Genomic DNA, 12,095 nt, shown 5'->3' on the forward strand with positions numbered 1-12,095 from the left:
ATGGCGAAGTCCGGACGCATGCCGAAGGCGGTCTACGAGCGCGAGCTGCTGCGGCTGCAGGGCGAGCTCGTCGAGATGCAGGAATGGGTCAAGGCCACCGGGGCCCGGCTCGTGATCGTCTTCGAGGGCCGCGACGCAGCCGGGAAGGGCGGGGCGATCAAGCGGGTCACCGAGTACCTCAATCCCCGCATCGCCCGTGTCGTCGCGCTGCCCGCGCCGACCGAGCGGCAGCGGACGCAGTGGTACTTCCAGCGCTACGTCGAGCACCTGCCCGCCGCCGGGGAGATCGTGCTGTTCGACCGGTCCTGGTACAACCGGGCGGGCGTCGAGCACGTCATGGGGTTCGCGACCCCGGAGGAGTACAAGCGGTTCCTCCGCCAGTGCCCGATCTTCGAACGGCTGCTCGTCGAGGACGGGATCCTGCTGCTCAAGTACTGGTTCTCGGTCTCCGACGCCGAGCAGGAGTGCCGGTTCGCCGAGCGGCTCAACAACCCCATGAAGCGCTGGAAGCTCTCTCCGATGGACCTCGAGTCGATCACGCGCTGGGAGGACTACTCGCGCGCCAAGGACCAGATGCTCGTGCACACCGACATCCCGGAGGCGCGCTGGAACATCGTCGAGAGCGACGACAAGCGCGCCGCCCGGATCAACATGATCAGCCACTTGCTCTCCGCGGTGCCGTGGCACCGCATCGAGCCGCCGCCGCTGACCCTGCCCAGGCGACCGCCGGCGACCGGGTACCAGCGCCCGCCGCGGGACGAGTCCGCGTACGTGCCGGACCGAGCCGCCGAGCTGGTGGCCCAGGCGGAGAATGCGGGCAAGGCGCCGAACAGCTGAGACGCGCGGCCGAGACCTGGCGTCGAAGAGCTCCGACGGACGTCATCCGCCGCCACGACGCCCGGGCCTCGCGCTCCGTACTGCTGCACGTACCGCGCTCGGACCGCGCACCACCGGGAGGTGACCACGACACTGTCGACACCACGGCGTGCGAGCCCGCGCTCGACGACGACGGCGCAGAGCGCGATCAACACAGCTCGCGCACGTCGACGACGGCGGAGGAGGCACGCAGCGGCCCCGCGGAGGAACGACGCGGGGGCCGCGAGCACCGATCCGCTCAGAGCCGTCGTCGGCGCCAGGGCGCGCGAGCCCGTGATCCGGCGGCGAAGGAGCCGGACGCGATCAACGCTGTGGCTTTCCTGCCACCTCCTGCCGAGCCCCGCCCTGCTCTCAGGTGTTGCCCGCCATCGCTCTCAGGTGTTGCCCGCCATCGCGCGCAGGAGGCGGATCTGCGCCTTGCGCTCCGCGGCGAAGGCCGCGGCCGGGTCCCGCCCTTCGGTGCACGCGGCCAGCAGCCCGAGCGTCTCCCGGGCAGCGGCGCGCGGGCCGCCGGCGAGGCTCTCGACGAGCTCGTCGGTGGCCTTCTCCAGCTCGGCGGCGGGCACGGCGCGCAGCGCGAGGCCGATCGCCACGGCCTCCTCGGCGCCCACCCGGCGCCCGGACAGGCAGATCTCGACCGCCCGGGCGTACCCCACGGTGTGCACCAGCGGGAACGTGCCGCCCAGGTCGGGCACGAGCCCCAGCCGCGGCTCGGCCATGCAGAACTGCACGTCGTCGGCCACGATCCGCACGTCGCAGGCCAGCGCCAGCTGGAAACCCGCGCCGATGGCGTGGCCGTGCACGGCCGCGATCGTCACCCGGGCGGGATCGCGCAGCCAGGCGAAGCCCTCCTGGAAGCAGGCGATGATCTCGTCGGCCTCCTCCTCCGGCATCGCGCCGAGGCTGCCGATGCCCGGGCGGCCGTCGACCTCCCCGGTGGTGAAGTACTTGCGGTCCAGGCCGGCGGAGAACGCACGGCCGGCACCGCGCACCACGACGACGCGTACGTCGTCGGGCAGCGCCTCACCGATGCCGCGCAGGGCGTCCCACATGTCGGGGCTCTGCGCGTTCAGCTTGTCCGGGCGGTCGAGCGTGATCGTCGCCCGCCGACCGTCCGCGAGGTCGGTCAGGTCGAACCGCAGGCCGCTGCGCGCCAGGAGGTCCAGGTCCACCGATGACGAGGTCACACGCCGAGGTTACCGCGCGGTAGCACCGGCGGACCCGGACCACCCGGGCCGGACTACTTCTTCTTGGTGCGGGTCGCGCCGCCCCGCCCGCGCAGGGTGACGCCGGACTCGCTCAGCACCCGGTGCACGAATCCGTAGGACCGCCCGGTGGACTCGGCGAGGGCACGGATGCTGGCGCCCTTCTCGTACTTCTTCTTCAGTTCGTTCGCGAGTTTGTCGCGCTGGGTGCCGGTGATGCGGGCGCCCTTCTTGATCTCGGCCATTCTGATCTCCTCCAGCCGGTTACGGCGTGCCGGGAGCGGGGCCGGTCGGCTCCGCGGTGCCGGCAATGATCGTCGACTCCGCACGCCTCCTGCCAGCGGTTCTGCCACATGATCGGTGAGCGGTTCCGCCAAATGGATCACGCGTACGGGTGATCATCGGCGACGGTCCGACGCCGCCGCGTCACCCTCACGCCTGACCTCCGTCATCCGGCGTGGCACCTACCGCCGAGGACGGGCCCGCTCCGGTGAGCCCACGGTGCCGCAGCGCCACCGTCCATGCGGCCGAACGAGTGATAACCGTTCAAGATCTACGGTAGCGAATTCCACCGATCAGGCCAGCTGCACCAGCTCGAGGTAGTCGTCCGACCACAGGTCCTCTGTGCCGTCGGGAAGCACGATCACCTTGTCCGGCCGCAGCGCCTCGACCGCGCCCGCGTCGTGGGTGACGAGCACGACCGCGCCTTCGAATCGGCGCAGCGCGTCGAGCACCTGCTCCCGGCTGGCCGGGTCGAGGTTGTTCGTCGGCTCGTCGAGCAGCAGGACGTTCGCCGAGCTGGACACCAGCCCGGCGAGCGCGAGCCGGGTGCGCTCGCCGCCGGACAGGGTGCCCGCGGGCTGCTGCAGCTGATCGCCGGCGAACATGAACGACCCCAGCAGGGTCCGCAGCTGCTGCTCCGGCGCGTCCGGCGCGGCGTGGCGGATGTTCTCCCACACGGTCGCGTCCATGTCGAGCGTGTCGTGCTCCTGCGCGAAGTAGCCGATACGCAGGCCGTGCCCGGGCACGACGCGACCGGTGTCGGGCGTCTCGACGCCGGCGAGGATCCGCAGCAGCGTGGTCTTGCCGGCGCCGTTGAGGCCCAGCACCACGACCTTCGCCCCGCGGTCGACGGCGAGGTCGACACCGCTGAACACCTCGAGCGAGCCGAACGCCTTCGACAGCCCCTCGGCCGTCAGCGGGGTGCGGCCGCAGGGTGCGGGGTCCGGGAACCGGATCCGCGCCACCTTGTCCTTCTGCCGCTCCGGCTCCAGGCTCGCCAGCAGCTGGTCGGCCCGGCGCGCCATGTTCTTCGCGGCGACCGCCTTGGTGGCCTTCGCGCCCATCTTCGCCGCCTGCGCGTGCAGGGCAGCGGCCTTCTTCTCGGCGTTGGCGCGCTCGCGGCGGCGCCGCTTCTCGTCGGTCGCGCGGGCTTCGAGGTAGCGCTTCCAGTCGAGGTTGTAGACGTCGACCTCGGCGCGGGTGGCGTCGAGGAACCAGACCTTGTTGACCACCGCCTCCAGCAGGTCGGTGTCGTGGCTGATCACCACGAGCCCGCCCTCGTGCGCTTTGAGGAACGACCGCAGCCACGCGATCGAGTCGGCGTCGAGGTGGTTGGTGGGCTCGTCGAGCAGCAGTGTGGTGGAGCTCGGCGCGCCTGCACCCCCGCCGTCGGACGCGGCGAACAGGATCCGCGCGAGCTCGACGCGCCGCCGCTGCCCGCCGGACAGCGTCGCCATCGGCTGGCCGAGCACCCGGTCGGGCAGGCCGAGGTGCGCGCAGATGCGGGCCGCATCGCTCTCGGCGGCGTACCCGCCCAGTGCCGCGAACCGCTCCTCGAGCCGCCCGTACTCGCGGACGGCCTTGTCGCGTTCGGGCCCGTCGACCAGCTCGGCCATCGCCGTCTGGGCCTTCTCCATCTTCCGCAGCAGCTCGTCGAGGCCGCGGGCGGACAGGACCCGGTCCTTCGCCGTGATCGACAGGTCGCCCTCACGGGGATCCTGCGGCAGGTAGCCGATCGGCGAGTTCGAGGTGACGGTGCCGGCGTACGGCTCGCCCTCCCCGGCGAGCACCCGCATCGACGTCGTCTTGCCGGCGCCGTTGCGCCCGACGAGACCGATCCGGTCGCCGGGCTGGACGCGCAGGGTGGCCCCGGACACGAGGACGCGGGACCCGGCACGCAGTTCCAGGTCGGTGGCTGTGATCACGAACGGACTCCAAGCGCGAAGGGGCGGTGCAGCGGGCAGCATCGAGGGTGCCCGCGCAGCTAACGGGTCCGGATCACGCCTTCCAGGCTACCGTCCGCCACCACCGGTTTTCGCACGTATGGTCACGCCCATGACTGATCTCACGGGCCGGGCCGCCGTCGTGACGGGGGCGAGCCTGGGCATCGGCTACGCCATCGCGGGTGAGCTGCTCGATCGCGGCGCGTCAGTGACGATCACCGGGCGCAAGCCGGACCAGCTGGCGGACGCCGCTGCGCGCCTCGTCGCCGACCACGCGGGCGGCGACGAGGGCCGGGTGCTGGCGGTGCCCGGCAACGCCGGTTCTGCCGAGTCGCGCGAGCAGACCGTTGCCCGCACCGTCGAGACGTTCGGCTCGCTGGACATCCTGATCAACAACGCCGGGATCAACCCGGTGTACGGGCCGCTCGTCGGGGCCGATCTCGACGCGGTGCGCAAGATCTTCGACACCAACGTGGTCGCCGCACTGGGCTTCGTCCAGCTCGCGCACAAGGCGTGGATGGCCGAGCACGGCGGCGCGATCGTGAACGTCGCCTCCATCGCCGGTCTGCGCTCCACCGGGGTCATCGCCGCGTACGGCGCATCGAAGGCGGCGCTGATCCGGCTCACCGAGGAACTGGCGTTCCAGCTCGGCCCCGGGATCCGGGTCAACGCCGTCGCGCCCGGCGTGGTCAAGACGAAGTTCGCCACCGCCCTCTACGCCCACGGCGAGGAGCAGGTCGCGCAGGGCTACCCGATGAAGCGGCTCGGCGCGCCGACCGACGTCGCCAAGCTCGTCGGTTTCCTGGTCTCCGACGACGCCTCGTGGATCACCGGCGAGACCGTCCGCGTCGACGGCGGCCTGCTCGCCACCGGCAGCGCCTCGTGACACCCGTCCTCACCGAATCGTCAGCATTCGGATGGTTCCTCGTGTGATCTCGTTCCCCGTGGTGGACGCCGAGGGGCCGAGCGGTCGAGCATGACCCCTGGGGCTCGTCCACGACGGGCCCCAGGAGCGAACCATCGACGCCGCGCCGCGCGAGCGCAGACGAGGAGAGCGGTGAGCGCCACTGTGGGCAGCCCCGGCCGGCTCGCGACGGGTCTGCCCTGGTGGGTCGCGGCGGCCGTCGTGCTGGTGGCGCTCAACCTGCGCGCGTCCGTCGTCGCGGTGGGGCCGCTGCTCGAACAGATCCGGACCGACGAGGCGCTGTCGGCCACCGCGGCCGGCGTGCTGACCGCGCTGCCGGTCCTCTGCTTCGGCGCGCTGGCCCCGGTGGCTCCGCGGCTGGCCCGGCGGATCGGGTTCGAGCGCGCCGTCCTCGCCGCGCTCGGCGTCCTCGTGACCGGCTGCGTGGTGCGCGCGGCGCCCGGCGTGGCCGCCCTGTTCGCCGGCACGGTGCTCATCGGTACTGCGATCGCCTGGGGCAACGTGCTGATGCCGGCGCTGGTGAAGCGCGACTTCGCGGACCGCATGGGGCCGATGACCGCGGCGTACACGGCGGCCATGTCCATCAGCGGCGCGGCCGGTGCCGCCGTGACCGCACCGCTCGCGGACGGGTTGGGCCTGGGCTGGCGGCTCGCGCTCGGCTCATGGGCCGTCTGGGCGCTGCTCGCCGCGCTGTGCTGGCTGCCGCAGCTGCGCCGGGTCGGCCGGCCCACCGAGCAGCCGGTCCGGGTGGGGTCGCTGCGCCGCAGCGCGATCGCCTGGCAGGTGACCGCGTTCATGGGGCTGCAGTCGCTCGGCTTCTACGCCAGCTCCGCGTGGCTGCCGGCGGTGTTCGTCGACCGCGGGTACGTCCCGGCGACGGCCGGTCTGCTGGTCGCCACCATGAGCATCACGGGCATCGCGGGCGGGCTGATCGCACCGGTGCTCGCCGCCCGTTCCCGCGCCCAGGTCGGGCACGCCGTCGTCATCACGGCGACCACCGCGGCCGGTCTCGCCGGCGTGCTGGTACCCGGCCTGGAGGTCGTCGCGTGCGTCGTCCTCGGCGTGGCCCAGGGCGCGGCGCTGGGGTTCGCCCTGTCGCTCATCACGCTGCGGTCGCCGGACAGCGCACACGCGGCGCAGCTCTCCGGCATGGCGCAGTGCCTTGGCTACATGCTCGCCGCCACCGGCCCCCTCGCCGTGGGGGCGCTGCACGACCTGACCGGCGGCTGGACGGTGCCGCTGCTCGCGCTGCTGGCGCTGCTCGTGCCGCAGGCGGTAGTGGGTGCGCTGGCCGGCCGCGACCGCTACGCCACCTCGATGCCGACGAAGGCGTCCGCCCTGCGCTGAAACCCGCTGAGAACGGCGGCGAATCCGGGAAGAGTGTTAAGCTGAAATGCTGCGCGGAACACGCGTGAATGCATTTCCAGCTTTATTGTAGCACATTCCGGAGGTGCTGTGGAGGACGGAGGGACGGCCCGCGAGCTGGCCGTCGAGAACGAGCGGCTGCGGCACCTGCACCGCCTGCTCGACACCGAGCTCGCCGAGGCCTCGCGGCGCGCAACCGCCGCGGCCGCCGTCGAGACCGAGGTCGGTGACGCGTCGCGGTGGGAGCGCGACATCGCCGTCACGCGCTGGTCCGAGCGGGCCGCCCGGCTGCGCGCGGCGCGCACCGGACTGTGCTTCGGCCGGCTCGACCACGCCGACGGGCCACCGACCTACATCGGCCGCACCGGCCTCGCCGAACCCGACGGCGAGACCGCGCTCGTCGACTGGCGGGCGCCCGCCGCACGGCCGTTCTACTGCGCGACGGCCGCGAACCCGGAGGGCGTGATCCGCCGCCGGCACCTGCGGCTGGCCGGGCTCGGCCCGGACGAGCGGGTCGTCGCGATCCACGACGATGTGCTGGACCGTCGCGCCGCGCAGCAGAGCGCGGAGACGGCGGCCGATCCCGCGCTGCTCGCCGCGCTCACCGCGCCCCGCGGCTCGGCGATGCGCGACATCGTCGCCACGATCCAGGCCGAGCAGGACGCGATCATCCGGCTGCCGCTGGCGGGCACGGTGATCGTCGAGGGCGGACCCGGCACCGGCAAGACCGCGGTGGCGCTGCACCGCGTCGCGTACCTGCTCTACACGCACCGGGAGCTGCTGTCCCGCCGCGCGGTGCTCGTGGTCGGGCCGACCGACGGCTTCCTGCGGTACGTGGCCGACGTGCTGCCGTCGCTCGGGGAGAACGCGGTGGTGTTCACCACCCCCGGCGGGCTGCGGCAGGGCGTGCACACCAGCTTGCGGGACGAGCCGGAGGTCGCGCGCGTCAAGGGTGAGCTGAGCATCCTCGAGGTACTGCGCCGCGCTGTCGCGCAGCGGCAGGAGCTGCCGCGCGCTCCGATCCCGATCGAGCTCAGCGACGTCACCGTCACGATCGACAGCGAGCTCGTCCATCCCGCCCGCGACGCAGCCCGGGCCTGCGGGCTGCCCCACAACCAGGCCCGCGCGGTGTTCCGCGACGCACTGGGCGCCGAGCTGGTCCGGGACGCGGTGCTGGCGATCGGCGAAGGCTGGCTGGAACCGCACGAGCTCGACACGCACGTCGCCCGCGACCTAGCCGACAGCGTCCGCCGCGAGCTCGCCGCCCACCCGCGGTTCCACGAGGCGGTCGACGAGCTGTGGCCGCTGTGCACACCGGAGCGGCTGCTCTCCGAGCTGCTCTCCAGCAAGGAACGGCTAGCTGCCCTCGATCCCGAGCTGGTCGTGCTGCACCGCGAGCAGGGCGACGCGTGGACCGTGTCCGACGCTCCACTGCTCGACGAGCTGGTCGATCTGCTCGGCCCCGTCGAGGAGAAGGCTGCACATGACGACGGCGCGGAGGCGGATGCGCGGCGCCTGCTCGCCGAGCTGGCGGAGGCCGAGCCGGGCGACGACGAGTTCGCGCTGCGGGCATCCGACGTCGTCGACGCCGCTCGGCTCGCCGAGCGCTACCGCGGCGAGCAGTTGGGCAGCGTCGCCGAGCGGGCGGCCGCCGACCGGGACTGGACGTACGGCCACGTCGTCGTCGACGAGGCCCAGGAGCTCACCCCGATGGACTGGCGGGTGCTGCTGCGCCGCTGCCCGACCCGGTCGATGACGATCGTCGGCGATCTCGCCCAGCGCAGCGCACCCGCGGGGGTGCGGAACTGGGCCGATCTCGGCGAGCGGGCCGTGCACCGCAGGCTCACAGTCAACTACCGGACCCCGGCGGAGATCATGGAGCGGGCCGCGCAGGTGCTGCCGGAGATCGGACCCGGGCTGGAGCCGCCGCGGTCGGTGCGGCGCACCGGGGAGGAACCCTGGGAACGCACCGTCGAGCGGGCAGAGCTGGGTCGCGAGCTGGCCGCCGCGGTGGCCGAGAACCGGCCCACCGTGGGCACCATGGCCGTCATCGCGCCGGACCCGGCCGCCCTGCCCGGGCTGGACGTGCTCGATCTCGACGTCACCGTGCTCTCCCCCGCAGAGGCGAAGGGGCGGGAGTTCGACGTCGTGATCGTCGTCGACCCGGACGGGATCCGCGCCCGCTGCCCCGCGGACCTGTACGTCGCGCTCACCCGGGCCACCCAGCGGTTGGGGATCATCGGCGTGCGCTGAGACGCGGTGGTTGAAGACGGCAGGAAGCCACGGCGTTGATGAGCCGCAGCGCTGACTGCGCCCGGTTCCTCCGTTCGCCGAGCGCGGCTCGCGCGCTCCTCACGTCGACGACGCGCGCGAGCCCGGTGGTCACCTCCTCGTGGTGCGCGGCTCGGAGCGGTGAGGCGCAGTCGGAGCGCGGGCCCCGGCGCTGTGGCGGTGGATCACGTCGGTAGGGGCTCCTTCCCCGCCCTCTCCCAGGAGACTGGATTCCTGCCGAGATCACCGCACCGCTCACTACGCTGGGCCGCATGTCCGCCACCCGCCTGCTGGTCCTCGGGATCGTGCGCGGGTACGGCCGTGCCCACGGCTACCTCGTCGGCAGCGACCTGCTGTCCTGGGGTGCGGACGAGTGGGCGAACGTCAAGTGGGGTTCGATCTACCACGCCCTCAAGACGCTCACCCGCGACGGCTTCCTCCGCGACGTCTACGAAGTGCCGGGCCGCACCGAGTACGAGCTGACCGAGCGCGGCGAGGCCGAGTTCATGAAGCTGCTGCGGGAGGCCGTCCGCACCCCGCAACCGCGCGCCGACTTCCTCGGTGCCGCGCTGGCGATGCTGCCGTCGCTGCCGCGGGCCGAGGCCATCGGCCTGCTGCGGGAACGGCTGGCGATCCTGGAGACGGCCCGGGACAAGGCCGCAGCGCAGCTCGCGGCCTGGACCGATCCGCCGCACGTCGCCGAGCTGTACCGGCTCTGGACGCACGATGCGGAGGCGGGCGCGACGTGGACGCGCGGCCTCATCGAGCGCCTGGAGTCCGACGCGTACCCGACGGCGGGCGAGCCCGGCTCCCCCGGTCGGCCCGGGAGCTGGTGGCGGCTCAAGGATGCCGTCCCGGACGACTGACGGCCCCGGTTTGCGCATCCGTGCCCGCTGCGGCATCCTGGGCGACCCTATTCAAGTTTGAATACCCGCGAGGAGCCGCCGCATGTCCGATCCCCGCCTCACCATCGGCCCGCCGCCGTGGCTCAAGGGGATGAACGAGGAGCTGGCCCGCACCGGCGTGCCGCTCGACGTGCTGACCGCGCCGGGCCGGCGCACCGGCCTCCCGCGCAGCACCCCGGTCACGGTCGCCGAGATCGATGGGCGCCGCTACCTCGTCGGCGGCTTCCCCGCCGCCGACTGGATCAAGAACGTGCGCGCCGCCGGCCGCGCGACCCTCACCCGCCACGGCGGAGAGCCCGAACCCGTGCGGCTGGTCGAGGTGGGCCCGGAGGAGGCGCTACCGGTGCTGCGGGCGTGGCCGTCGATCACCCCGGACGGCGTCTCGATGATGGTCGACGCCGGGGTGGTCACCGGCCCCACGCCCGACGAGCTGGCCGAAGCGGTCGGGATCTGTCCGGTGTTCCGCGTAGAAGGCGACGTATGACCACGCAGCCGACCGAGTCCATCCGCGAGTCCACCCGCGAGTCCATCCGCGTCACCGGCGCCCGCGAGAACAACCTCCGCGACGTGACCGTCCAGGTGCCGAAGCGGGCGATCACCGCGTTCGTCGGGGTCTCGGGCTCCGGCAAGTCCTCGCTGGTGTTCGACACGATCGCCGCCGAGGCCCAGCGCCAGCTCAACGAGACCTTCTCGGCGTTCGTGCGCGGATTCCTGCCCAAGCTCGGTCAGCCGGACGCCGATCTCATCGAGAACCTGTCCACCGCGATCGTCGTCGACCAGAAGCGCCTCGGCGGCGGCTCGCGCTCCACGCTGGGAACGGTCACCGACATCAACCCGCTGCTGCGGCTGCTGTGGTCGCGCCGCAGCGAGCCGCACGTCGGGCCCGCGTACGAGTTCTCGTTCAACGAGCAGGGCATGTGCCCCACCTGCAACGGGATCGGCCGCAAGATCACCCTCGACCACAACAGGTTCTTCGACAGGTCCAAGTCGCTCGACGAGGGCGCGATCCGCCACCGCGACTTCGCGGTCGGCAGCTGGTACTGGGCGCTCTACGCGAAGTCGGGGTACTTCGACAACGACAAACCGCTCGCCGAGTACACCGAGGCCGAGTGGAAGCTGCTGCTGCACGGCTCCGACGAGCGGATCACCCTGCCGATCCCCGGCCGCAAGGATGCTGCGTTCCAGTTCGAAGGCCGAGACGAAGTTCAACCGGCTCTACATCGTCGCGGACGAGAACGGCGCGTCGACGCGGAAGAAGGCCGCGATCGAGCAGTTCACCACCACCGTGACCTGCCCGGAGTGCCACGGGGAGCGGCTCAACGCGGCCGCTCGCTCCGCCACCGTCGACGGGTACACGCTGCCGCAGGTGTGCGCGATGGACCTGCGCTCGCTGCACGCCCTGCTGCCCACCACGGCCACCCCGGCCGTGGCGCCGCTGGTGGCGGAGGCGACCGCCCGGGTCGGCGCGCTCATCGACATGGGCCTGGGCTACCTCACGCTCGACCGCGAGACCTCAACGCTCTCCGGGGGTGAGAGCCAGCGGATCAAGATGGTGCGCCACCTCGGCTCGTCGCTGGTCGACGTCATGTACGTGTTCGACGAGCCGACGATCGGGCTGCACCCGCGCGACGTCGGCCGGATGAACACGCTGCTGCGCCGGCTGCGCGACAAGGGCAACACCGTGCTCGTCGTCGAGCACGACACGGACGTGATCACCGCCGCCGACCACGTCATCGAGCTGGGTCCCGGCGCAGGCAGCGCCGGCGGCACGATCGTCTACCAAGGCGACGTCGCCGGCCTCGCCTCGTCCGGCACGCTGACCGGGCAGCACCTGCACCGGCCGGTGCGGGTCAAGGACGAGGTGCGCACCCCGAACGGCACCCTGCCGGTGCGCAACGCCAGGGCGCACAACCTCACCGGCTTCGACCTCGACATCCCGCTCGGCGTGCTCGTGGCGATCACCGGGGCCGCCGGCTCGGGCAAGAGCACGCTGGTCCGCGAGGTACTGGTGCCGCAGCACCCGGACACGATCGTCGTCGACCAGAGCCCGGTCGCCACCAACATCCGCTCCACGCCGGCGACGTGGACGGGGGTGATGGACCCGATCCGCAGGTACTTCGCCCGGCGGACCGGCACCCAGCCGTCCCTGTTCAGCTTCAACTCCGCAGGCGCGTGCCCGACCTGCAAGGGCCTCGGCGTCGTCTACACCGATCTCGCCTACCTCGACGGTGTGCGCTCCACCTGCGGCGACTGCGAGGGCCGCCGCTACACCGAGGAGGTGCTGGCGCTCACCGTCGACGGCCGGTCGATCTCCGACGCGCTC

General features: G+C 72.5%; 10 protein-coding genes and 1 pseudogene. 7 read left to right on the top strand and 4 right to left on the bottom strand.

Going from position 1 to position 12,095, the window contains the following annotated elements; all coding sequences use genetic code 11:
* Entirely contained in the window at nucleotides 1-837 is an 837-nt protein-coding gene (gene ppk2 / locus BUE41_RS01455) for a polyphosphate kinase 2 (protein ID WP_073454970.1), read from the top strand.
* Between the two features lie 413 nt (nucleotides 838-1,250).
* Here ppk2 and BUE41_RS01460 read toward each other — a convergent pair whose 3' ends face one another.
* The 4 genes and pseudogenes from BUE41_RS01460 to BUE41_RS32785 all read right to left on the bottom strand — a co-directional run.
* On the bottom strand, nucleotides 1,251-2,063 hold the full coding sequence (locus tag BUE41_RS01460) for an enoyl-CoA hydratase/isomerase family protein (RefSeq protein WP_084754151.1): 813 nt from the start codon (nucleotides 2,061-2,063) through the stop codon (nucleotides 1,251-1,253).
* 53 nt (nucleotides 2,064-2,116) lie between these two features.
* Nucleotides 2,117-2,326 (bottom strand): helix-turn-helix domain-containing protein, encoded by a 210-nt coding sequence (locus tag BUE41_RS01465; RefSeq protein ID WP_073454972.1) that lies wholly within the window; start codon nucleotides 2,324-2,326, stop codon nucleotides 2,117-2,119.
* A 330-nt stretch (nucleotides 2,327-2,656) separates the two neighbouring features.
* Nucleotides 2,657-3,631 carry an ABC-F family ATP-binding cassette domain-containing protein gene (locus tag BUE41_RS32780; protein ID WP_407691642.1) on the bottom strand — a complete coding sequence of 325 codons (975 nt, stop codon included), beginning with the start codon at nucleotides 3,629-3,631 and terminating at the stop codon, nucleotides 2,657-2,659.
* 123 nt (nucleotides 3,632-3,754) lie between these two features.
* Nucleotides 3,755-4,258: pseudogene (locus BUE41_RS32785) on the bottom strand (ATP-binding cassette domain-containing protein); the annotation flags it as partial.
* Nucleotides 4,259-4,418: 160 nt separating this feature from the next.
* On the opposite strand from BUE41_RS32785, the gene BUE41_RS01475 reads away from it, so the two are divergent.
* The 6 genes from BUE41_RS01475 (at nucleotide 4,419) to BUE41_RS32790 (ending at nucleotide 11,305) form a co-directional block, all read left to right on the top strand.
* The gene (locus BUE41_RS01475) at nucleotides 4,419-5,192 is read left to right on the top strand and encodes an SDR family oxidoreductase (RefSeq protein WP_084754153.1); all 774 of its coding nucleotides are present in this window, start codon (nucleotides 4,419-4,421) and stop codon (nucleotides 5,190-5,192) included.
* 171 nt (nucleotides 5,193-5,363) lie between these two features.
* On the top strand, nucleotides 5,364-6,578 hold the full coding sequence (locus BUE41_RS01480) for a CynX/NimT family MFS transporter (protein WP_234996872.1): 1,215 nt from the start codon (nucleotides 5,364-5,366) through the stop codon (nucleotides 6,576-6,578).
* A gap of 108 nt (nucleotides 6,579-6,686) precedes the next feature.
* Nucleotides 6,687-8,849: a UvrD-helicase domain-containing protein gene (locus BUE41_RS01485; RefSeq protein WP_143171908.1), complete on the top strand. Its 2,163-nt coding sequence runs from the start codon at nucleotides 6,687-6,689 to the stop codon at nucleotides 8,847-8,849.
* Between the two features lie 290 nt (nucleotides 8,850-9,139).
* Nucleotides 9,140-9,733 carry a PadR family transcriptional regulator gene (locus BUE41_RS01490; RefSeq protein WP_073454976.1) on the top strand — a complete coding sequence of 198 codons (594 nt, stop codon included), beginning with the start codon at nucleotides 9,140-9,142 and terminating at the stop codon, nucleotides 9,731-9,733.
* A gap of 82 nt (nucleotides 9,734-9,815) precedes the next feature.
* The gene (locus BUE41_RS01495) at nucleotides 9,816-10,256 is read left to right on the top strand and encodes a nitroreductase/quinone reductase family protein (RefSeq protein ID WP_073454977.1); all 441 of its coding nucleotides are present in this window, start codon (nucleotides 9,816-9,818) and stop codon (nucleotides 10,254-10,256) included.
* Nucleotides 10,253-11,305 (top strand): excinuclease ABC subunit UvrA, encoded by a 1,053-nt coding sequence (locus BUE41_RS32790; protein ID WP_407691639.1) that lies wholly within the window; start codon nucleotides 10,253-10,255, stop codon nucleotides 11,303-11,305. Before BUE41_RS01495 ends, BUE41_RS32790 begins: the two co-directional genes overlap by 4 nt.
* The last annotated feature ends 790 nt before the right edge of the window (nucleotides 11,306-12,095 follow it).

This window comes from Pseudonocardia thermophila (genome assembly GCF_900142365.1).
Taxonomy (GTDB): Bacteria; Actinomycetota; Actinomycetes; order Mycobacteriales; family Pseudonocardiaceae; genus Pseudonocardia; species Pseudonocardia thermophila.

What these genes read in the sequence shown, in the direction of transcription:
- ppk2 (WP_073454970.1), top strand. Translation starts at nt 1, where the DNA reads ATGGCGAAGTCCGGACGCATGCCGAAGGCGGTCTACGAGCGCGAGCTG.
- BUE41_RS01465 (WP_073454972.1), bottom strand. Translation starts at nt 2,326, where the DNA reads ATGGCCGAGATCAAGAAGGGCGCCCGCATCACCGGCACCCAGCGCGAC.
- BUE41_RS01475 (WP_084754153.1), top strand. Translation starts at nt 4,419, where the DNA reads ATGACTGATCTCACGGGCCGGGCCGCCGTCGTGACGGGGGCGAGCCTG.
- BUE41_RS01490 (WP_073454976.1), top strand. Translation starts at nt 9,140, where the DNA reads ATGTCCGCCACCCGCCTGCTGGTCCTCGGGATCGTGCGCGGGTACGGC.
- BUE41_RS01495 (WP_073454977.1), top strand. Translation starts at nt 9,816, where the DNA reads ATGTCCGATCCCCGCCTCACCATCGGCCCGCCGCCGTGGCTCAAGGGG.
- BUE41_RS32790 (WP_407691639.1), top strand. Translation starts at nt 10,253, where the DNA reads ATGACCACGCAGCCGACCGAGTCCATCCGCGAGTCCACCCGCGAGTCC.